Source organism: Pseudochelatococcus sp. (genome assembly GCF_050946405.1).
In the GTDB taxonomy this organism is placed as follows: domain Bacteria; phylum Pseudomonadota; class Alphaproteobacteria; order Rhizobiales; family Beijerinckiaceae; genus Pseudochelatococcus.
Window position 1 is genome coordinate 283,779 of record NZ_JBMNUS010000003.1, and the last position, 20,922, is coordinate 304,700.

Here is a 20,922-nt window from a genome sequence, read left to right on the forward strand (position 1 = left end):
ATTTCAGAACCGTGCCGGGGCCACGGCTTTCCGGCTTTGCTCTTCGGCGCGCTGCCGGGCATGGGCGGCCACGTCCTGCGTCCGTTTGGTGAACCAGTCGGTATCGATGAGGCCGAGCCAGAAGCCATCGGCATCGACCGAAGCCATCAAAATTCCGCCGCAGGCGCGATGATGCCGGGTGACCGGGATGCTCCAGTAAGCTCTGTTGTCCGGTCTGACCGCGCCCTGATCGTCGTGCCAGCGGTTGCCCGATACCCTTCGCGTCACATCGCTGACGCTTCGGCCCATGTTGATGCCGCAGATGCTCTCCAGGTCTCCCCCGGAGAGAAAACTCCGTTGAGCGGCAGGTGCTTGCGCCCAGATACCATGCCACGCATAAGGCGCGTCCTGCCAGACGGGATCGCCATATTTGGCGACGATGAGCTTGCGGATATCCTCGATGTTCGCCTGTTCTGGAAACGCCTGATAGCGCGTGACGGCTACGATCGTGCCTTCTTCCGAATAATATACCCCTGTCTGGTCGACGAGCCTTCCGGGTGGCCTGCCGCTGGAGGTGCCGTCGTTGGACGGCGTCACCGGCGTTGAATGATGTTCGCTCTCGAGAATCAGTCCCGATGGATGGAACTGATCCAGGTTGAAATCGTCTTTCCGGTTGGCCTCATCGATGGACAGACGATATTTGAACGTTTCCGGGTTCTCCAATGACTGGGCGTGAACTGCAAGCAACGCATCCGCGTCGCTTTCCTTCATGCCGAGACGAAGGCCGACGATATCGGCGAATTCCGGCAGGCTCTTCGTTTCCGCCGCATTCGCAGGTTTGTCGACAGGGACGAACTTGTCGCCGATCTGCATCCCGGCCAGACGGGCTTCCACCGCAAAGAGCCTTTTCCCGATGTTCGCGGCCACCTGATCCACCTCGAATTCATAGGAGATGCGATAGGGCGCCGCCGTGATCTCGTCTTTTTCAAGCTTTCTTTCATATTTTGAGGGATCATCATCGAGCTGAAACCACAATATGGATGTATATGACCCCTTGTGCTCAAGCAGGGAAAAATAACCGGCCTTCTTCAGAAGCTCGCCGATGTCGGACCGTACATCATTGCTGATGGAGCGGGCGGGCGTAAGCTGACAAGTGCTGCTCAACTCCGTGACGGGCGCATCCGAATTGTCTCCTTTGAGCGCGATCGGGCACGAAACCCGCTTCGCAACCGGCGCCGTGTCGGCGATTACCGCGGCTTTGTACGCTTGTACAAGGCTTTCATCCGGCTCTTTCAGCAGGCGCAGTTTGGTATAGGGAAAGCGTTTGTCGGGCACCGAAGCATAGCGCAAGGTGTTGCCGAGCAACGATTGCTCATAGCCGAACCGCGAGGCGGCGACGCTGCTCCAGACCTCGTCGGGAATCGCCGCGCCCGGATTTTGCTTCACATACATGACGAAGGGGGCATCCGGCGCGAGAGCGACGAACGGTATCCGCTCGTCGGCGGAAGGAGCGCGATCCGGCCCCTCATAGGCCCCCTCGAAGGCCGGCAGATCGATATCCTTCCGGGAAAGAGCCAGGTCGCGATAGTAAGCGGCGCCTTTGTAAATGAAGGACAATTCCAGTCTTTTCGATGCGATTTCCGCTTTGGTCAGCGTCATGCGGGTGGCGATATAGCCATGGCGGTCGCTGTTTCTTTTGTCGAGGTAGGCGCGGGCGTCATCGAAGCTCATGGCAAGCTGGCGGGGCCATTCGGCAAAGGGCAGCGGAGCGGCGAACGGCAGCATGCCCCGCAGAACGACCGCATTGCGGTTCTGGCCCGTCTCGATATTGAGAGGGAAGGCTTCGGCGTCCCGGTCGTAGTTGCCGAGAGCAGCGTATCGGATATCGATGATGTCGAAAGAATCGGGAATCCGGGTTTTTTCAAGAGCGGCCTTGAGCGCCGCCGTCATGCGGGCCTTGACCTCATCGACCTCGAACTCGTTTCTGGCCCGCCACACCAGCGAGACGAGCGGATCATCCAGCTTTTCAATCGCGGAAGACAGGTATCCGCCAAGGAATTTCTGGCGGACTTCCTCGGGCAGAATGCCGGCGAAAAGCTTGGGGTTCCTCTCGATCAGGCTCGGATCCGCCTGATAGGCCAATTGATAGACGAGACGGATGACGGCCCGCTGATACTCTTCCGCCTTCTTGCCGTGTCCGTAATGATTCGGGTCCGCGATCGCGACGGCCCCGTCCACGACCGGCAGGCCGAAGAAAGCGGGCGACTGTGCCGGCGCTTCGTTTGTTTTGCCCGCAGCGGCCTGTTTCGCAGGCGCGCCGCCGGCAGGGATCGGCATTGCCAGAACGGAGGCGCATAAAGCCGCGCTCACAAGAACAGTTTTTTTAATGTTTTTCCTGATCATTGATGTCCCCTGCTGTTGAGCGATGAATCGGGAAATAGTCGGAAGGGGCTGCATGCGTCTTCAGTCTGGCAGGGCTCCGGGCATGCGCTTGTGTCCTGCCGACTGTCGGGTCGGAGAATGTCGGATATGGGCTGCACGCATGCAGCCGCTCGAAAGAGCATGCTTTTATTTTTACCACGGCGAAGCCGGGATTTTTTATAAAGTCGGGGCTGTGCCATGTAAAGGCGGCGGAATGCGGCCTCATCGGAAGCTTATCCGCTTCATGATAGCTTGCGATCGGTTTTTCCGCCGCCGTTCGACCGTTCGCGAGAGCTCAACTCTTCTGCGGAACGGGCGTTCGCCGCAGGGTTTCGTCATGAAGCGGGAAGATATAAAAAGGACACTTCAATAGTGCCCGGGGGCGGGGCCGCGACAGCCTCCAGGCTTGACAGCCGGTCCACTCCGCCATTACGGGAACGGGAGCGGCCGGTTTGTCGCAACGCCGGGGGTGAGTTGGCGGATGGTCAGGATCTGGCGCGTCTTGCTGCTGTTGTGCCTGTTGCCGGCTCTGCCGGTCGCGGCAGGGGCGCTTGTCGCGTCGTCGGTCCATGCGATGCCTGCGCCGTGTCACGACCGGGATATCCACGCGTTTGCGGATGTCGCCGCGCACGAGCATCACGGTTCCGTGTCCGAGGCTGACGCGGACCATTCCCCGGACGATCGCTTCCGCGCCGGCGACGATGCCGGATGCTGCACTATATTCTGCGGCCCTTGCGCCGTGGTGGCCGTTGCGGCGGATGCGGGCGCGCTCGCGCCGCCTTTCGCCCGGCGGCCGTATGGATGGGCCGACCATATCGCCCGCGGTCTGTCGGTGACGCCCTTGCTTGCCCCTCCCCGATCCATGGTCTGAGCCTCTTCCGGCGTGGCCCTTCCGCGTCGCCGGGACAGTTCGCGCGCCATTCGGCGCATAGGGACCGGTTCGCCGATTCCGCATCGGCATGGAAACGGGTATTCCAAACATGAATCGTCGTGATTTTCTCACGCGGCTGACGGCCGGCACAGCCGCGCTCGCCGCACCGGCCGCATGGCCCCTTCCCGGCTCCGCGCGGGCGCAACAAGCCGCCGGGTCCGTAACGGCGCCCGAGAGCGCGCCCCGCCGGCTTGCCGTGATCAGCCGCACGCTCGACATCAACGGCAGGGCCGCGCGCGTCTTCGGGCTCGCGCAGCCGGACGGCACGCAGGGGCTGACCTTCGATGCCGGCGGCCGTTTCGACGTGGCGCTTGCCAATCAGACAGACGCGCCGACGCTGATCCACTGGCATGGCCTGACGCCGCCCTGGGAGCAGGACGGCGTGCCGGACAATCCGGCGGCGCCGCTGCGTCCGGCGCAGACGCGCCGCTACGCCTTTCCTGTCGGCGCGGGCGGCACGCACTGGATGCATGCGCATACGTTGCAGGAGCAGAACCTTCTCGCCGCTCCGCTGATCGTGCCCACGGCCGCCGACCGCGCGCGGGACGAGCAGGAAATCGTGATCCTTCTGCACGATTTTTCCTTCACGCCGGCCGAGGAGCTTCTCGCGCGCCTTCAGGGCGCGGCGGGCGGCGGACATGGCCATCATCACGGCGTCATGCACCATGGCGGGATGAACCACGGCGGGGCGATGGACCTCAACGACATCGACTACGACGCCTATCTCGCCAACGATCGCACGCTTGACGATCCGCAGGTCGTGCGGGTGGAGCGGAATGGCCGGGTGCGGTTGCGCATCATCAACGGCGCGACGGCAACCGCCTTCACCATCGACACCGGCCCTCTCGACGCGGCGCTGATCGCCGTCGACGGCCGCGACGTGCGGCCGGTCGCGGGCCGCGCCTTCCCGGTCTCCATGGGCCAGCGCGTCGACATCCGGCTGCGGCTGCCGCCGGATGCGGGCGCGTATCCGGTCCTCGCGTTGCGCGAAGGCGCCCCGGAGCGCGCCGGCATCGTCATCGCCACACCCGATGCGCCCGTCGCCAAAATCCCCGTGCGCGGCGACGTCGCGGGGCCGGTGCTCGATCTTGACCTCGAACGGCGGCTTTCGGCGGTCGGGCCGCTGGCGCGACGTGCGGTCGACCGCCGTTTCACCCTGCCGCTCACCGGTGACATGGCCGGCTACGTGTGGGGGATCGACGGCGGCGATGCCCTGACGGCATCGCGCGGCGAGCGGATCGAGGTGACGTTCGTCAACGTATCCATGATGGCGCATCCGATGCATCTGCACGGCCATCATTTCCAGGTGACGGGCATCGACGGCGAGGTCGTCGCGGGGGCGGTGCGCGACACCGTGCTCGTGCCGCCGCAGAAGAAAGTCACCATCGTCTTCGACGCGGACAACCCCGGCCGCTGGCCGCTTCACTGTCACCATCTCTATCACATGGCCGCCGGGATGATGGCCTTTGTCGACTACGCCGCCTGACGCCTTCGCCGGATCGGAAGCGGGCGCGGATGCCCGCTTCCGCATATCGGTTCGGTCGCGCCGACGGAGCGATCATTCCAGATCCCCTTCAATGGCGAAATGTCATGGCGGGTGAAGTAATATAAAGTTATAATAATTATAAATTATAGTAATTCAACATATGTGAAAAGCGAATTGTGTGTTGAAAGTGTGGCTTTATCGAGGTAATGGGTTGCAAGGGCAACTTGCCCGTTTATTCGCCAGTATTACGGTTCGGCGCTGCGCGGTTTCGTGGCGGGATATATAATTCCGAGCACGGTTGCAGTCTGCATTGGGGGGAGAAGATGACACGGCATTCGGACGTTGACGTTGCCTTGACGAAGCAAGCCGGTAACGGGCAGATTCAGGGACGGGCGGTAGCGCCGCTGCTTGTGCTTTCCACCGTATTCTCCGCGACTGCGGCCTATGGTCAGAACACCGGCGACGCGCCGGCGAATGCCGATGGCGACGACGTTCTGGCGCTGCCGACGATCTCCGTGGTCGGGGATCAGCCGGTCAACACGCTCCAGCGGGGCACGGGGCTGTCGCGGCTGCCGACGCGGGTACAGGATACGCCGCAGGTCATCAACGTCATCAGCCGCGAGATCATCGACGAGCGCGGTCTGGCCAGCCTGTCCGATATCATCACGCAGGTGCCGGGCGTCACCATGAGCGCGGGCGAAGGCGGCGGCGGCGGTCAGCGCGGCGACAACTTCAACATCCGCGGGTTCAGCGCGCAGGGCAACATCTTCACCGACGGCATCCGCGATATCGGCATCTACAGCCGCGATGCGTTCAACCTCGAGCAGGTCGAGGTGCTGAAGGGCCCGTCGGGCACCACCCTGGGGCGCGGCGGCGGCGGCGGCTCCATCAACCTTCAGACGAAGCGGCCGAAGCCCTACACCTTCGTCGAGCTGCACGGCACGATCGGCACCGATTCCTACTATCGCGGCACCATCGACGCCAATTATGCCATCAACGACGAGATCGCCGTGCGGCTGAACGCCCTCGGGCTCGATCGCGATTTCGCCAAGCGCGACCATGCCGAACAGACGCGCTGGGGCATCGCGCCGTCGATCACCTTCGGCCTGAAGAGCGACACGAAGATCACGCTCGATTATCTGCACCAGTACGAGGACGGCCGGCCGGACAACGGCGTGCCGCGCTTCGGCATCTCGCGCGCCGACGGCGGTGACGGCATCGCCCGCCCGGTGACGAAGCTCGGCGTGCGGCAGGCCAATTACTACGGCTATGCCAACGACTTCGAGGAAATGGTCGCGGATGTCGGCACGTTGCGCATCGAGCACAAGATCAACGATTATCTCGATATCCTCAACGTCACCCGCATCGGCCGGTACGATCTCGACCGCTGGGTCACGGTCATGCAGCCCAGCACGCTGTACAATCCGCTGAACTGTCCGGCGCTGACGGCATCGTGCACCATGACGAACCATGTCCGCCAGTCGCGCGGGCAGGTCGCCAACACCTATCAGAACCAGACGACGCTCAACGCGAATTTCAATACCGGCCCGTTCAGGCATCAGGCGGTGATCGGCGTCGACTTCAGCCGCGAGGTCTATGACCAGTTCGCCTACGGCATCACGCCCACCAACCCGCCGACCCGCCTCAATGTTCACGCACCGGCGTTCGACACCGCTTTCCAGGCGCGCACGCGCAGCCGCATCGACAACCATGTCGTGAACACGGCGGGCATTTCGGTCTACGATCGCGTCGACCTCGGGCATGGCTTCTTCGTCGTCGGCAGCGGGCGGTTCGAGGATTACTCCATCGACTCGCAGTCCATCAGCGGCGCCGGCGCCGTCACCGGCGTCTACAAGGGAAGCCAGGGTCTGTTCAGTTGGCAGACGGCGCTGGAGTACAAGCCTGCCGAGAACCAGACCTACTACGTCTCCGCCGGCACGGCCGAACTGCCGGCCTCGCCCTCGGCCGGATATCAGAGCGTCAGCACGACGAGCGGCATCGCCAGCGATCCCGAGCGCACCACCTCGATCGAGGCGGGCGCCAAGTTCAGCCTCCTGGACGACCGGCTGGGCCTTGGCGCCAGCATCTTCCACATCGAACGCACCAACGCCAACGACTACGATTCCGCCACCGGCGAATTCATCAAGCGCCACGACAAGCGCATCGCGCGCGGCGTCGAATTGCAGGCGACGGGCCGCATCACGGACAAGTGGTCGCTGAATGCCGGCTACGCCTATATCGACACCGAGATCGAGTATCCCGGCAATGTGAGCGACGGGCAGGAAATGGCGCTGACGCCGAAGCATTCCGGTTTCTTCTGGACGACGTATCAGATCACCGATGCGATCCAGATCGGCGGCGGCGCGACCTATGTCGGCGAGCGCTGGACGAGCGACTACAATCCTTCGCTGACGGCGGTGAACGGCAGGCTGCCCTCGCACTGGCAGGTCGACGCCGTGGCGCGCTGGCGGGTGAACGAGAATTTCGAATTGCAGTTCAACGCCCAGAACATTTTTGACGAAAAGGTGTTCCTGCGCTCGCACGGCGCCCGTCACATGGTGCAGGCGCCGGGCCGCACGTTCCTCCTGAGCGCCAAGGCGACGTTCTGACGCGGGCGCTCGTTCCGCTGCGGTTTCGGCGAAAGGCGCGCCATGCTCATCACGATCCCCGATCTTCTGACGCCGGACGAGGTTGCGCGGTGCCGGAAGATTCTCGAGGGCACCGACTGGATCGACGGCCGCGCCACGGCCGGCGATCAGGCGGTGCGCATCAAGCACAACCTGCAAGTGCCGCAGGGCGATCCGCAGGCGCGCGCGCTCGGCGATATCGTCCTGCGCGGGCTGGCGCGCCATCCCGCCTTCACCTCCGCCGTGCTGCCGTTGCGCATCCTGCCGCCCATGTTCAACCGTTACGACGTGGGCATGAAGTTTGATGCCCATGTCGATAACGCCATCCGTCAGGTGCCCGGCGGCCTCATCCGCACCGACGTTTCCTCGACATTGTTCCTGACGCCGCCGGAAGACTACGATGGCGGCGAACTCGTCGTGCATGACACCTACGGCGTTCACAAGGTCAAGCTGCCGGCGGGGCATATCGTGGTCTACCCCGCCACCAGCCTGCACAGCGTCACGCCGGTGACGCGCGGCAGCCGATGGGCGAGCTTCTTCTGGAGCCAGTCCATGATCCGCGACAACGAGCGCCGCGCCATGCTGTACGATCTCGACGGCGCCATTCAGGAATTGCGGGCGGTCCATGCCGACGATCATCCGGCCCTGCTCAGGCTCACGAACCATTATCACAACCTGCTTCGGCAATGGGCCGAGATGTAGAAGCCGTCAGTCGCCATGGATGATCGCCCTTCGGCCGGGAAGGCCGCGGCCGGCCATGCGGTCGTCGTTTCGACGGGTCACGATCCGGCGGACGCGGCCCGCAGGCTCCTTGCCGCGGCCGAGCGCGGCTTTCCCGACGCCCAGCTCGTGCTGGCGCAGCTTTACCTCGACGGTCACGGCGTCGCGGCCGATCCGGCGGCGGCGTTTCGCTGGTTCTCGCGGGCGGCGGACCATGGCCGGTCCGAGGCCGTCAACATGGTCGGCCGCTGTCATGAACTGGGCTGGGGCGTGCCGGCCGATCCGGCCATGGCGGCGCAATGGTATCGCCGCGCGGCGCGCATGGGCCACGCCTGGGCGCAGTTCAACCTCGCCGGCCTCCTGCTGGACGGGCAAGGCGTGCCGCAGGATGCGCGCGGGGCGCTGTCGCTCTACGTGCGGGCGGCGCGGCGCGGGCATGCCAAGGCCATGACGATGATCGGCCGCTTTCAGGAAGAAGGCTGGGAACGGCGGCCTGATCGGGCGGCGGCGTTTCGCTGGTATCGGCGCGGCGCGGACGGCGGCGACTTTCGCGGTCATTTCAATCTCGGGCGCTTGCTGATGCAACAGGGCCAAACGGCCGAAGCCATCGGCCGCCTCGAGCGGGCCGTCGAGGCGGCGACGCCGGTATTCTGCCGGGATGTGGCGGGAGGGTTTCTCCGGCACCCGGAAGAGGCCGTCCGCGTGCTGGGCCGGCGTTGTCTGGCGCGCGCCTGCGAGACGCGCGCCGCCGCCGATATCGAGCGCTATGCGTCGCTGCTGGCGCAGGGCGAGATCCGCTTCGCGGACGCCGCCGCGCCTGCCGAGCCGGTCGCGCACCGGCCCGGCTCATCACGGCCGCGCTCCCTTGCGGGATTTTCGTTCACGCGCCGGCTTTCGGCGCTGTGGCGGCGGTGAACGCGATGGCCATCGCCCCCGATATCGTCGCGCTGGACGACTACGAGCGTCATGCGCGCGGCAAGCTGGAGGCATCGTTGTGGGCCTATCTGGCCGGCGGCGGCGCGGACGGCATCACGCTGCGCCGCAACCGGGCGGCTTTCGACGACATCCTGCTGAACGGCCGCATCTTCGCCGACATGCGCGGCGCCGGCACCGGGCTGTCTCTTTTCGGGGAGCGGCTCGATTTCCCCGTCATCGTCGCGCCGACCGCCTATCATCGGCTGGTGCATCCGCAAGGCGAGATCGCGACCGTGCGGGGCGCGGGCGCCGTGGGCGGGTGGATGGTCGTCAGCACGCTGGCGAGCACCTCGCTGGAGGATGTCGCGGCGGCGGCCGTTCGGCCGGCGTGGTTCCAGCTCTATCTCCATCACGACCCCGCGCTGACGATCGATCTTGTTCGCCGTGCCGAGGATGCCGGCTATCGGGCGCTGGTGGTCACGGGCGATGCGACCGTGGCCGGCCTGCGCAACGAGGCGCAGCGCGCCGGCTTTCGCCTGCCGCCGGGCATCGCGGCCGTGAACCTGCCGCCGGACGCGATGCGCGTCTTTCAGGCGCCGCCGGGCGAAAGCCCGGTGTTTCTCGGCATGCTGGACAAAGCGCCGCGCTGGGATGCGGTGGCGAGGCTGTGCGCGGCCACGCGCCTGCCCGTGATCGTCAAGGGCGTCATGCATCCCGACGATGCGGCGGCCGCGCTGTCGGCGGGGGCGCGGGGCATCGTCGTGTCGAACCACGGCGGGCGGACGCTCGACGGCCTGCCGGCGACGATCGAGGTGCTGCCGCACATCGCGCGCCGTGTCGCCGGCGCGGCGCCCCTGCTGCTGGACGGCGGCGTGCGGCGGGGCACGGACATTCTGAAGGCGCTGGCGCTCGGCGCGGATGCGGTGCTGCTGGGCCGGCCGGTCCTGTATGCGCTCGCGGTTGCGGGAGCGGCGGGCGTGGCGCATCTGCTGACGCTGCTGCGCACGGAGCTTGAAGTCGCCATGACGCTGACGGGGTGCGCCACGATCGCCGACATCGGTCCCGGCGTGCTGGCGGAAACGCTTTCCTCGCAAAGGATCCCGCGCGCGCAGGCCGGATGACCTGATCCGCACGCGCGGGCGGGCTTTTATCCTTGCCGCTATGCGCCGGTTGCCGCCAGCCTGTCGGCGAAATGGTAGAGGGCCGGCAGGCCGCCCGTGTGGACGAAAAGCACGCTGGAGCCCTGCGGAATGCGTTGCCGGCGAACCAGGCCGATCAGCCCGTCGAAACCTTTCGCGGTATAGACCGGATCGAGCAGCACTCCTTCTTCCCGCGCCAGCAAGCGGATTGCCGCGACGCCCCCGTCGCTCGGTTCGCCGTAGCCGGGCGCGAAATAGCCGGTGTCGATGACGATGTCGTCGGCTGTCCACGTGCCGCCAAGCCCGGCAAGCTCCGCCGCCTCCGTCGCCTGCCGGGCGACTCCGGCGCGGTAGGCGGTTTCGTCCTTGCGGGATACGGTGATCCCGATCACTTGCGTGGACGGCCATAGCCAGCGCGCGCCGACATGCAGCGCCGCGAGCGTGCTGCCCGTGCCTGCCGAGACGACGAGAAAGTCTGGCGGCGGGAGCCCTGCGGACTCCAGTTGCGCCTGGGTTTCCCGAACGGCGTGGATGTAGCCGAGCGCGCCGCGTGCGCCCGCTCCGCCGAGCGGAATGATATACGGCTTGCCGCCACGGCTTTTCACCCTCTCCGCCTGCGCCTCCAGCAGAGCCACCGGCCCGCCGGCGTCTTCGGTTGAATCGACGAATACGATCTCGGCGTCGAACAGCCGGTCGAGCAGCAGGTTGCCCTGCGCGCCCGCCGGGGCCTTGCCCTCCAGCGCCAGCAGCGGGTGCAGGCCGAGCTTGCGGGCGGCGGCGGCGACAATGCGCGCGTGGTTCGATTGCAGGCCGCCCGTCGTGATCAGCGTATCGGCGCCGGAAGCCAGCGCCTCCGGCAGGATGAACTCCAGCTTGCGCACCTTGTTGCCGCCGCCGCCGAACCCGTTCAGGTCGTCCCGCTTGATGAGGAGGCGGATGCCGAGTTGCGCGCCGACGCGATCCAGCGCCTCGAGCGGGGTGGGGAAAAAACCGAGAGAAACACGGTCAAAAGCAATAAGATTCTTGTTGGCTGTCACGCGCCCGTCTCCTGAAACCGGCCGCCGGACGAAAGGCGGCCCCTTGCGAAAATCCTGCCCGTCAATCCCGGCCGGGCGGCACCGGCGCCTGCATTCTGACATTGATTACAGTTTGACGATAGATATTATATACAATAGACAGATCGAAGGCGGGTTCGCCGTGCGAGTCTCGCATATCGCCGGTCCCGCGTTTCCCAGTCGCCGCGTGCGGCCGCCTGTCTGCGGCCCGTTTCGCGGCGTGGGCCGTATAACGATTGGAGACGATCTTGACTGCTTCACGTCCCAAGCGCCTCAAGACCCTGGTGGGGGCGGCAAGCGTGCTTCATGCGTCCGGCGATGCGTCGCCGGCGCTTGGTCCGCAACGGGCGGCGGCGCTCGCGCGCAAGGCCGAGAGCGCCAGAATCACGGGGCTGTTCACGGCCGACGTCCTGCAAGTCGATCCGACCGGCGTGGTCGGCACGACGGGCTCGCAGGAGCCGCTCATCGCACTTGCCGCGCTCAGTCAGGTCACGTCGCACATCGGCCTCATCGCCACCGTTTCGACCACCTTCCAGCATCCCTACAACCTCGCCCGCCAGATCGCGACGCTCGATCACGCCAGCGGCGGCCGGGCGGCGTGGAATGCGGTGACGTCCTCGACCGGCGAGGAGAATTTCGGCGTCGACGCCCTGCCCGATCCGGTGACGCGCTATGCGCGCGCAACCGAGTTCGTCGAGGTCGTGCATGCGCTTTTCGCCGCCAACGAAGCCGATGCCGCGACGCGCGGACCCAATGGCGCGATCCGCATCGATCCTGCCAGGCTGCATCGCGTCGATTATCGCGGCGAGCACTTTCAGGTGCAGGGGCCGCTCAACGTGCCGCAGCCGCCGCAGGGCCGCCCGGTGCAGTTTCAGGCCGGGCAGTCGGCGGAGGGCGTGACGCTCGGCGCGCGCTATGCCGAGGCCGTCTATACCTCGCAGCCCCAGCTCGACGGCGCCGTCGCCTTCGCCCACGAGTTGCGCGGCCAGGCGCGTGCGTTCGGCCGGGCGGAGAACCTGCCGCTCATCATGAATTCGTTTCACTCCGTCATCGGCGAGTCCGATGCGGACGTCGCCCGGCGGGTGCGCGAGAAACGCGAGCGCATCGATTATGACAAGGGCCGGGTGAAGCTTGCGGATATGTTCGGCGGCGAGGTCGACCTGTCCGGCCTGCCGCTGGACCGGCCGTTGCCGGAAAGCCTGCTGCCGGACGTGGACGACACCAACCGCCGCCGGGGCCGCATCGCGATCTTCCGCCGCTACGCGTTGCAGGGGCTGACCCTGCGCGAGTTGATCGTCGAGGCCAACGAGACGGGGCACTGGTCGGTCGCCGGCACGCCGGAGCAACTGGCCGACGCCATCGAGGAACGTTTCCGGCTCGGCATTCTGGACGTGTTGTCCCTGCACGGCCTCGGCAACCCGGATCAGGAAGACCTGCTTCTCAACGGCCTGCTGCCCGAATTGCGTCGGCGCGAGCTTCTTGACGACGATTACGTCGAGGGCGGCTTTCGCGCCAATCTCGGGCTGCCGGCGCTCTGAGCCGCCGGGCGGTTCCGGCAGGCGCGAAAAACAAGAAGGAACAGGCGGTGTCGAAGCGTTCGGGTTTTCTCAGGCTGGGGCTTTTCGTCTATCCCTCGGGGCATCATATCGCCGCCTGGCGTCATCCCGACACGGCGGCGAATGCCGGCATCAGCTTCGATTATTACAGGAATGTCGCCTCGATCGCGGAGGCGGCCAAGCTCGACCTGCTGTTTCTGGCCGATGGAGCCGGCGCGCGCAGCGACAACGACGAGGTGTTGAGCCGCACGGCGCACAGTTACGTGGCCCAGTTCGAGCCCGTCACCCTGCTGTCGGCGCTCGCGGTGGTGACGCAGCGCATCGGCCTCGTCGCCACCGTCTCGTCCAGCTTCAACGAGCCGTTCCACGTCGCGCGCAAGTTTGCCTCGCTCGATCATCTCAGCGGCGGGCGCGCCGGCTATAATCTGGTCACGTCGGCCAACGATCTGGAAGCGCGCAACTTCAACCGCGATGAGCACGACAGCCACGCGGCCCGCTACGAGAGGGCGGAGGAGTTCGCGCAGGTCGTCAGCGGGCTGTGGGATAGCTGGGACGGCGACGCCTTTCTCTACGACAAGCAGGAAGGGCGTTTCTTCGATCCCGCCAGGCGCCATGTGCTCGATCACAAGGGGCGGCATTTTTCCGTGCGCGGGCCGCTCAACGTGCCGCGCTCGCCGCAGGGCCGCCCGGTGACGGTTCAGGCCGGCTCCTCCGAGGCGGGCAAGGAGCTTGCGGCAAAAAGCGCCGATGTGGTCTTCACCGCGCAGCAGACGGTGGACGAGGCGGCGGATTTCTACCGCGACATCAAGGAACGCGCCGTGCGCTACGGCCGCGATCCCGATCATGTGAAGATCCTGCCGGGAATATTTCCCGTCGTCGGCCGGACCCGCGCGGAAGCGCAGGACAAGTTCGAGGCGTTGCAGGCGCTGATCCATCCCGCGATCGGCCTCAACCTGATTTCCGGCGGATGGACCGGCATCGATCTGTCCGCCTACGATCTCGACGGCCCGTTGCCGGATCTGCCGCCGGGCAACGGCAGCCAGAGCCGCCAGCATCTGCTGGCCGAGCTTGCGCGGCGGGAAAACCTCACCATCCGGCAGCTTTACCTGCGCGTCGCCGGCGCGCGAGGCCATCTGCAAGTGGTGGGCACGCCCGCCGACATCGCCGATGCGCTGGAGGAGCGTTTCGAGACGTTCGGCGCCGACGGTTTCAACATCATGCCCCCGACCTTTCCGGGCGGCCTGACGGATTTCGTCGAACTGGTCCTGCCGGAGCTGCGCCGGCGCGGCCTCGCGCGCAGCGAATACGACGGCCCGACGCTGCGGGCCAACCTCGGATTGCCCGAGCCTGCCCCGGTCCGGCCCGGCGATCGCACCCCGTCACCCTGAGAAGCGGATATATCCATGACGACGACCGACAAGTTTCATCTTGCTTTCGCGCTGAACGCAACCGGCCAGATTCCCGATGCCACCGCCGGCGCGCCCGCGACGCCGGATCATTGGGAGGCGATCCTGCGCCGCATCGAGGGGCAGGCGGATTTCGTGACGCTGGAAGATCATTTCGGAGAGGCGGCCGACGGTTTCGACGCGGGGCTGCTGGCCAACCGGCTCGGGCCGGTGGTGCGCGGGATCGGCATTATCCCCGGCGCGGTGCTCAACTACAACGAGCCCTTTCACGTCTCCACCACCATCGCCACGCTCGACTACGTGACGGAAGGCCGGGCGGGCCTGCTGGCGCAAAGGCTCCGGCCGCAGGAAGCCGCCGCCGTCGTGTCCGTCGTCGGCCGTCTCAACGGCTTTCCCGAGCCGGTCGATCCCGATCTCGACGAGGATGCCCGCGACGCCGTGGAAGTGATCCGCCGCCTGTGGGATAGCTGGGAGGATGACGCCGTTATCCGCGACGCCGCGAGCCAGCGTTTCATCGACGGGTCGAAGCTGCATTATATCGATTTCAAGGGCAAGCGTTTCAGCGTGCTCGGCCCGTCCATCGTGCCGCGTCCGCCGCAGGGCCAGCCTGTCGTCGCGGTGAGCGCGCGCGATGCGGCCGATCTCGCCTTCGCCGCCGAAACGGCCGATGTGGTGTTCCTGCAACCCGGCGACACACCGCCCGGCGATTTCATCGCGCAGGCAAGGGAAGCGCAGGCGCGCGCGGCGCGGTCCGGTCCGCTGCGCCATTTCCTCGATGTCGCCGTCAGCTTCGACGGCGATTCCGGCGCCCGTGGAGCGGCGTTGGGCTGGTCGGGCGCGGCGTCGGACCTGGTTGCGCAACTGACGCACTGGCGCGCTGCCGGCGCCGACGGCTTCCGCCTCATCCCGCGTGATCTGGCGCGCGATCTGGCCGGGCTGACCGAAGTCGTGATCCCGGCGCTGCGCGATGCGGGACGCATCTATGAAGTGCGCAACGGCACCCTGCGCCAGAGCCTCGGCCTGCCCGCCGCCGTCAACCGCCACATCGCCGCAGCCTGATCGCAGCCGGAAGGACCGTCATGTCCAATAAGCAGGTTTTGAAACAGGTCATCCTCGGCGCGCAGTTTCCCGGCGTCAACAACTTCACGGTCTGGAGCGATCCCGCCGCCGGGAGCCAGATCGCCTTTTCCTCCTTCGATCGCTTCGCGAGGACCGTCGAGCGCGGCAAGCTCGATTTTATCTTCCTTGCCGAAGGATTGCGCGTGCGCGAGCAGAAGGGCCGCATCCACGAACTCGACGTGGTGGGCCGGCCCAACACGCTCGCCATTCTCACCGCGATTTCGGCCGTCACCCGGCATGTGGGGCTGATCGGCACCCTGTCGACGACCTTCAACGAGCCCTACGCGCTGGCCCGGCAGCTTGCCACCTTCGACGCGCTGTCCGGCGGGCGGGCGGGCTGGAACGTCGTCACCTCGCCCGGCGCTTTCACCGGCGCGAACTTCCGCCGCGGCGATCACCTGCCCCATGCGCAACGCTACGAGCGGGCGCGGGAGTTTCTCGATGCGGCCTTCGCCCTGTGGAAGAGCGCCGGCGGCGACTTCGACGTCGCCTCGAACCATGTCGGCATTCACGGCCGTTTCAACGTGCCGCCCCTGCCGCAGGGCAGCCCCGTGATCGCGCAGGCGGGCGATTCCGACGAGGGCCGGGAGCTTGCGGCAAGCCGCGCCGACGTGATCTACTCCCGCCACGGCACGCTGGAAGACGGGCAGGCGTTCTATGCGGATGTGAAAGCGCGGCTGACGAAATACGGGCGCGCGCCCGACAGCCTCAAGATCCTGCCCGGCGCGGCCTTCGTGCTGGGCGACACGGAAGAGGAAGCGCGTGAGAAGCACCGGGCCATCCGGTTGCAGCAGGTGAGCCCGAAGACCGCCATCACCTTTCTGGAGCAGGTCTGGAACCGCGATCTCTCCGCCTATGATCCCGACGGCCCGTTGCCGGAGGTCGATCCCGATGTCGCCGCGCAACCCGTGTCGAAGGGGCGCGCCAGCCGTTACGACGATGCGCTCGCCACCGCCCGCGCATGGCGCGAGATCGCGGAGCGCGACAAGCTGAGCATCCGCGACCTGATCATCAAGGTGACGGCGCGCCAGCATTTCATCGGCACGCCCGAGACGGTGGCGCGCGAAATCAACCGCTACGTCCAGTCGGACGCCGCGGACGGCTTCGTCTTCGCGCCGCATCTCACGCCCTCCGGCTTCGATGAATTCGTCGAGAAGGTCATTCCGTTCCTTCAGGATTGGGGCGTGTTCCGCACAGACTACGCGCAGACGACGTTGCGCGGCAATCTCGGTTTGCCGCTCACACGATAAGCGGCGCATCGTGACGGAAATTCCCGAAGCGGCCGCGCCGCCCCTGCGGCGCAACCGCAACTACCACACGGTATTGTCGTCGAGCATCTTCACGGGGTTCTCGAACGGCGTCTTCGCCGTGGCGCTGCCGTGGCTCGCCACGATGCTCACGCGTGATCCCGTCAAGATCGCGATGGTTTCCGCCTCTGTCCGGCTGCCGTGGCTTCTGTTCACGCTGCCGGCAGGAGTGTGGACCGACCAGGCCGACCGTCGTCGCCTGATCGCGCAGGCCGACATGGTGCGCGCGCTGCTGTCGCTCGCCATCATGGCGCTTGCCTTGAATATGGGCGCCGGGGGCGACGGGACCATCTGGCTGCTCTGTCTGTTCGGAGTCGTCTTCGGCGCGGCCGAAGTCGTGCGCGAGAACGCGGCTCTGACCATCGTTCCCTCGATCGTCTCCCGCGCCGATCTCGAACGCGCCAACGGCTATATGTGGAGCGCTTCGCAGATCAGCGGCCAGTTCATCGGGCCGCCGGTGGCGGGCGTTCTCATCGGCCTCGGCATCGCGGTGCCGTTCGGTTTCGATGCGGCGAGCTTCGCCGTTTCCGCGGGGCTGATGTGGCTTCTGACCCTGCCGCCGCGGCGGCGACCGAGACGGACGACATTCCTGCACGCATTGCGGGAGGGGCTGCATTGGCTCTGGAACAGCAGGCAACTTCTGAAGCTCGCGATCGCCGTCGGCGTGCTGAACTTCTTCTTCATGGCGAATTTCACCGTTCTGGTGCTCTATTCGCAGGAGGTGCTGGGGCTGTCGGCGTTCGGACACGGCATGCTGATGACGGCGGCCGCGACGGGCGGCATTCTCGGCGCTCTTCTTGCGGGCGCGGTGCAGCATCAACTGGGGCTGCACGGCAGCATGGTGGCCTCGCTCGGCGGCACGGTGCTGGCTTACGGCGCCCTCGCCGGCACGTCTTCCGTCTGGATCGCGGCGCCGGCGCTCTGTTTCGAGATGTTCAATCGCCTGATATGGAGCGTCGTCACCGTTTCCTACCGGCAGCGGCAGATACCGGACGCCATTCTGGGGCGCATCAACAGCCTCTACCGCTTCCTCGCCTGGGGCACGATGCCGCTCGGCGCGCTCGCCGGCGGCTGGCTGGTGGCCCGGTTCGACGAACCGCTCGGCCGCGAGACGGCGCTTCACATACCTTATCTGGTCAGCACGGCGGCGGTGGCCGGTCTGGCGTTCTACTGCGCCAGGGCCCTGAAACTGAAATGAGGCGAAGCCGCGGCCCCGCCTCACCCTCTCCGTGCCTGTCGGTCCGGTTACCTGTCGATCCAGGTATCGTAGGCGTTTTCCACGAGCTGATGGAACGGCCGGAAGCCGACCCCCTTGACGTGGGAAGCCGCGGCGATCTGGTCCTCGGAGATGTAGAGAGGCAGGGAATAGGCGTTTTCGAGCAGCACATGGCGCTGCAACTTCGCATAAAGCTCGAAGCGCTTCTTCAGGTCCTGAATGGCGGCCGCTTCGAGCAGCCATTGCGTCTGCTCGGGCGTCGCCGTGCCGTTGAAGTTGTTGCGGCCGCCCCTGTCGAGCGGCAGGTAGTGGATTTCGAGTCCGTAGCCGTCGCCGGCCGTGTTGGAATTGCCGATCAGCGTGAAGGCGCCCTTCTTGCGCCGCTCGGAATGCGTGCCTGAATCGACATAGGCGATGCGCAGGTCGATGCCCGCGTTCTGCCGCGCCTGGGCTTGCAGGGCGAGCAGCAGCACGTCGCGCTGGTCGCGCAGCACGCTCTGGCTCTGCACGACGTCGAGCGTCAGCCTCTGGCCGTCCTTCTTGCGGATGCCATCGGCGTCGCGCTCCGTCCAGCCGGCCTCGTCGAGCAGCTTGTTGGCGAGCGCCGGATCGTTGCCGTAGGTGTTCTCGATGCCGGCGTCGTAGAAAAGCGTATCGATGGGCGTGTTGAGCCCCCACGCGCGGGTGCGATGGCCGCGATAGACGGATTTGAGCACCGTATCGATGTCCAGCGCCGCGACCAGCGCTTTTCTGATGCGGATATCGGAGCCGATGCCGCTGGCGACGTTGAAGTAGAGCGTGAAGGGCGTGCCGCCGTTCAGCGCCGTCAGATAGATGTAGTCCGCCGTATCCTTGAACAGCTCCGCGTCGTTGCCGGAGATGCCCTCGATGGCGTCCACCTGCCCCGAGGTGAGCGCGCCGACGCGCACCGACGATTCCGGCAGGAAGCGGTAAGTCACGCTGTCCAGATAGGCCGGCCCCTGATGGGCGGCGTTGTCCGGCGCCCAGTTGTAATCCGGGTTCTTCCGGTAGGTGATTTCCTGCCCCTTGACGTATTTGTCGAGGATGAACGGCCCGGTGCCGGCGATTTCCGGCCCGCCCGCCTTCAGGTTGGGCGCCTTGAAGGCCGCCGGCGAGATGAATTCGAGCGCCGTCGCGAAAAACAGGAAGGGCGCATAAGGCTCCTTGAGTTTCAGCTCGACGGTGTGATCGTCGATGGCGCGCGCGCTTTCCAGATAGCGGATCGGGCCGGTGCTGAGCGCCGCCGTATATTCCACTTTCGCCGCCTCGGTGAAGTTCAGCGCGACGGCTTCGGCGTTGAAGGGCTGGCCGTCGGTGAACTTCACGTCCTTGCGCAGGGTGAAGGTGTAGGTCTTGCCGTCGTCCGACACCGTATAGCCGGTGGCGAGCCACGGCACGTAATCGCCTTCCTTCGTGCGCGACAGCAGCGGCTCGTAGACGTTCCTGATCAGCAGCTTCGTCTTGGCGAGGTTGTGAATGTGCGGGTTAAGCGTCGTCGGCTCGTTCTCGAGCCCCCACGTCAGGGAGCCGCCCGGCACGGGTTTCTTCTCCGGCTGCTGCGCCGCGGCCGGCCATGCGCCGAGCGCGGAGGCGAGCATCGCGAGAGTGCCGATGCGGCCAAGCGTCCTGCGGTCGAGAACGATCGTCATGATGAGGATATCCCGTCGTTGCGTTGATGGATGGGGTTGACGAAATCAGGAAGCGGCCCGGAGCGCCGCCGCGTCCGCCTTGCGGGCCGCGCCGAGGCCCAGATGTCCGCGCAGGGTCGTGCCGGCGTAGTCCTTGCGGAAGACGCCGCGCTCCTGCAACAGCGGCACAACCTTGTCGACGAACGAGTCGAACCCGCCCGGAATGAGATGGGGAACGAGGATGAAGCCGTCCGAAGCGTCGGCCTGCACGTAGCGGTCGATTTCCCGCGCCACGGTGTCCGGCGTGCCGATGAACCATTGCCGGTCCGTCACCCGGATGATGAGATCGCGGATGCTCAGCTTGTCGCGCTCCGCGATCTCGCGCCACTCGCGCGCCGCGGCGAGCACGTCGTCGTGCTGGCGGGTGCGTCCGCGCGCCAGTTTATGGTCCGACACGTCCGGGTCGACCTCCGGCAGCGGCCCGTCGGGATCGTAGGCGGAGAGATCGCGGTTCCAGAGCTGCTCCAGCAGGACGATGGCGTTTTTCGGGCCGACCTGCTGCAAGCGGATCGCCCGGTGCTTCTCGCGCGCTTCCTCCTCCGTGTCGCCCAGCACGAAGGCCGCGCCGGGCAGGATCTTCAGATCGTCCGGCTTGCGTCCGTATTTCGCCAGCCGCGCCTTCACATCCGCGTAGAACGCCTGCCCGTCCTCCAGCGTGCCGTGGCGCGAGAAGATGGCGTCCGCGTGGCTTGCCGCGAACTCGCGCCCGGCGTCGGAATCGCCCGCCTGAAGGATCACCGGATGCCCCTGCGGCAGCGCGGGCAGCGCGACATGGCCGTGGACGTCGAAATGCCTGGTCGTCACGTCGAGACGGCCGTCGCCTCCCGCCGCGTCCCACAAGGCGCGGGAAGCGTCGATCAGTTGCGCCGCGCGCTCGTAGCGCTCGCCGTGGGGCAGGAAGTCGTCGCGCCGGAAGTTCGCGCCGGTGAACGCACCGGGCGAGGTGACGACATTCCATGCCGCGCGGCCGTTCGACAGAATGTCGAGCGTCGCGAGCTGGCGCGCCAGCGCGTAGGGCTCGTTGAAGGTGGTCGTCAGGGTGCCCGCGAGGCCGATGTGCCGCGTGACGCCCGCCAGCGCCGCGAGCACCGCGAGCGTGTTCGGACGGCCGACGACATCGAGCTCGTGCAGCTTGCCCTTCTGCTCGCGCACGCGCAATCCTTCGGCGAGGAAGATGAAATCGAGCTTTCCCCGCTCCGCCGCCTGCGCGAAATGCCGGAAGGACGAGAAGTCTATCTGGCTTCCCGCCTCCGGATCGCTCCAGACCGTCTGATTGTTCACGCCGGGAAAATGCGCCGCGAGGATGACCTGTTTCAATGACATGGCGGTTTCCTGT

15 protein-coding genes are annotated in these 20,922 nt (G+C 66.2%); 11 read left to right on the plus strand and 4 right to left on the minus strand.

Translation table 11 applies throughout. The annotated features are described in order from the left end of the window. Nucleotides 1-3: 3 nt before the first annotated feature. The gene (locus tag ACOYJQ_RS07665) at nt 4-2,382 is read right to left on the minus strand and encodes a hypothetical protein (RefSeq protein WP_433457447.1); all 2,379 of its coding nucleotides are present in this window, start codon (nt 2,380-2,382) and stop codon (nt 4-6) included. A 499-nt stretch (nt 2,383-2,881) separates the two neighbouring features. Here ACOYJQ_RS07665 and ACOYJQ_RS07670 point away from each other — a divergent pair, with 499 nt between their 5' ends. The 6 genes from ACOYJQ_RS07670 (at nt 2,882) to ACOYJQ_RS07695 (ending at nt 10,200) form a co-directional block, all read left to right on the plus strand. Continuing rightward, on the plus strand, nt 2,882-3,271 hold the full coding sequence (locus tag ACOYJQ_RS07670) for a hypothetical protein (RefSeq protein ID WP_433457448.1): 390 nt from the start codon (nt 2,882-2,884) through the stop codon (nt 3,269-3,271). Between the two features lie 109 nt (nt 3,272-3,380). Continuing rightward, nucleotides 3,381-4,817, plus strand: a complete 1,437-nt coding sequence (locus tag ACOYJQ_RS07675; protein ID WP_433457449.1) for a multicopper oxidase family protein — start codon at nt 3,381-3,383, stop codon at nt 4,815-4,817. 353 nt (nt 4,818-5,170) lie between these two features. After that, nucleotides 5,171-7,426 (plus strand): TonB-dependent receptor, encoded by a 2,256-nt coding sequence (locus tag ACOYJQ_RS07680; RefSeq protein WP_433457450.1) that lies wholly within the window; start codon nt 5,171-5,173, stop codon nt 7,424-7,426. A gap of 42 nt (nt 7,427-7,468) precedes the next feature. Beyond that, nucleotides 7,469-8,146 (plus strand): Fe2+-dependent dioxygenase, encoded by a 678-nt coding sequence (locus ACOYJQ_RS07685; RefSeq protein ID WP_433457451.1) that lies wholly within the window; start codon nt 7,469-7,471, stop codon nt 8,144-8,146. A gap of 15 nt (nt 8,147-8,161) precedes the next feature. Then, the gene (locus ACOYJQ_RS07690; RefSeq protein ID WP_433457452.1) at nt 8,162-9,079 is read left to right on the plus strand and encodes a tetratricopeptide repeat protein; all 918 of its coding nucleotides are present in this window, start codon (nt 8,162-8,164) and stop codon (nt 9,077-9,079) included. A 5-nt stretch (nt 9,080-9,084) separates the two neighbouring features. After that, nucleotides 9,085-10,200, plus strand: coding sequence for an alpha-hydroxy acid oxidase (locus tag ACOYJQ_RS07695; RefSeq protein WP_433457453.1), 1,116 nt, complete (start codon nt 9,085-9,087; stop codon nt 10,198-10,200). Nucleotides 10,201-10,238: 38 nt separating this feature from the next. Here ACOYJQ_RS07695 and ACOYJQ_RS07700 read toward each other — a convergent pair whose 3' ends face one another. Beyond that, a complete protein-coding gene (locus tag ACOYJQ_RS07700) occupies nt 10,239-11,255 on the minus strand; it encodes a D-cysteine desulfhydrase family protein (RefSeq protein WP_433457454.1) in 1,017 nt (338 codons plus the stop codon). A gap of 266 nt (nt 11,256-11,521) precedes the next feature. Here ACOYJQ_RS07700 and ACOYJQ_RS07705 point away from each other — a divergent pair, with 266 nt between their 5' ends. The 5 genes from ACOYJQ_RS07705 to ACOYJQ_RS07725 are packed head-to-tail and all read left to right on the plus strand — an operon-like array spanning nt 11,522 to nt 17,859. Further along, nucleotides 11,522-12,811, plus strand: a complete 1,290-nt coding sequence (locus ACOYJQ_RS07705) for an NtaA/DmoA family FMN-dependent monooxygenase (RefSeq protein ID WP_433457455.1) — start codon at nt 11,522-11,524, stop codon at nt 12,809-12,811. Between the two features lie 47 nt (nt 12,812-12,858). Continuing rightward, nucleotides 12,859-14,217 carry an LLM class flavin-dependent oxidoreductase gene (locus tag ACOYJQ_RS07710; RefSeq protein WP_433457456.1) on the plus strand — a complete coding sequence of 453 codons (1,359 nt, stop codon included), beginning with the start codon at nt 12,859-12,861 and terminating at the stop codon, nt 14,215-14,217. Nucleotides 14,218-14,232: 15 nt separating this feature from the next. Continuing rightward, entirely contained in the window at nt 14,233-15,294 is a 1,062-nt protein-coding gene (locus ACOYJQ_RS07715; protein ID WP_433457457.1) for an LLM class flavin-dependent oxidoreductase, read from the plus strand. A 20-nt stretch (nt 15,295-15,314) separates the two neighbouring features. After that, the gene (locus ACOYJQ_RS07720) at nt 15,315-16,604 is read left to right on the plus strand and encodes an LLM class flavin-dependent oxidoreductase (protein WP_433457458.1); all 1,290 of its coding nucleotides are present in this window, start codon (nt 15,315-15,317) and stop codon (nt 16,602-16,604) included. Nucleotides 16,605-16,614: 10 nt separating this feature from the next. After that, complete coding sequence (locus ACOYJQ_RS07725; RefSeq protein WP_433457459.1) at nt 16,615-17,859, plus strand: MFS transporter; 1,245 nt, start codon at nt 16,615-16,617, stop codon at nt 17,857-17,859. Between the two features lie 47 nt (nt 17,860-17,906). Here the strand turns inward: ACOYJQ_RS07725 and ACOYJQ_RS07730 are convergent, their stop codons facing one another. Together ACOYJQ_RS07730 and ACOYJQ_RS07735 are read right to left on the minus strand one after the other, a co-directional pair. Continuing rightward, on the minus strand, nt 17,907-19,547 hold the full coding sequence (locus ACOYJQ_RS07730) for an ABC transporter substrate-binding protein (protein WP_433457460.1): 1,641 nt from the start codon (nt 19,545-19,547) through the stop codon (nt 17,907-17,909). Between the two features lie 45 nt (nt 19,548-19,592). Continuing rightward, nucleotides 19,593-20,909, minus strand: a complete 1,317-nt coding sequence (locus tag ACOYJQ_RS07735) for an NtaA/DmoA family FMN-dependent monooxygenase (RefSeq protein WP_433457461.1) — start codon at nt 20,907-20,909, stop codon at nt 19,593-19,595. Between the last annotated feature and the right edge of the window lie 13 nt (nt 20,910-20,922).

Coding starts and splice junctions, on each gene's coding strand:
- ACOYJQ_RS07665 (WP_433457447.1), bottom strand. CDS start 2,382: ATGATCAGGAAAAACATTAAAAAAACTGTTCTTGTGAGCGCGGCTTTA.
- ACOYJQ_RS07670 (WP_433457448.1), top strand. CDS start 2,882: ATGGTCAGGATCTGGCGCGTCTTGCTGCTGTTGTGCCTGTTGCCGGCT.
- ACOYJQ_RS07675 (WP_433457449.1), top strand. CDS start 3,381: ATGAATCGTCGTGATTTTCTCACGCGGCTGACGGCCGGCACAGCCGCG.
- ACOYJQ_RS07685 (WP_433457451.1), top strand. CDS start 7,469: ATGCTCATCACGATCCCCGATCTTCTGACGCCGGACGAGGTTGCGCGG.
- ACOYJQ_RS07690 (WP_433457452.1), top strand. CDS start 8,162: ATGGATGATCGCCCTTCGGCCGGGAAGGCCGCGGCCGGCCATGCGGTC.
- ACOYJQ_RS07695 (WP_433457453.1), top strand. CDS start 9,085: ATGGCCATCGCCCCCGATATCGTCGCGCTGGACGACTACGAGCGTCAT.
- ACOYJQ_RS07715 (WP_433457457.1), top strand. CDS start 14,233: ATGACGACGACCGACAAGTTTCATCTTGCTTTCGCGCTGAACGCAACC.
- ACOYJQ_RS07720 (WP_433457458.1), top strand. CDS start 15,315: ATGTCCAATAAGCAGGTTTTGAAACAGGTCATCCTCGGCGCGCAGTTT.
- ACOYJQ_RS07730 (WP_433457460.1), bottom strand. CDS start 19,547: ATGACGATCGTTCTCGACCGCAGGACGCTTGGCCGCATCGGCACTCTC.
- ACOYJQ_RS07735 (WP_433457461.1), bottom strand. CDS start 20,909: ATGTCATTGAAACAGGTCATCCTCGCGGCGCATTTTCCCGGCGTGAAC.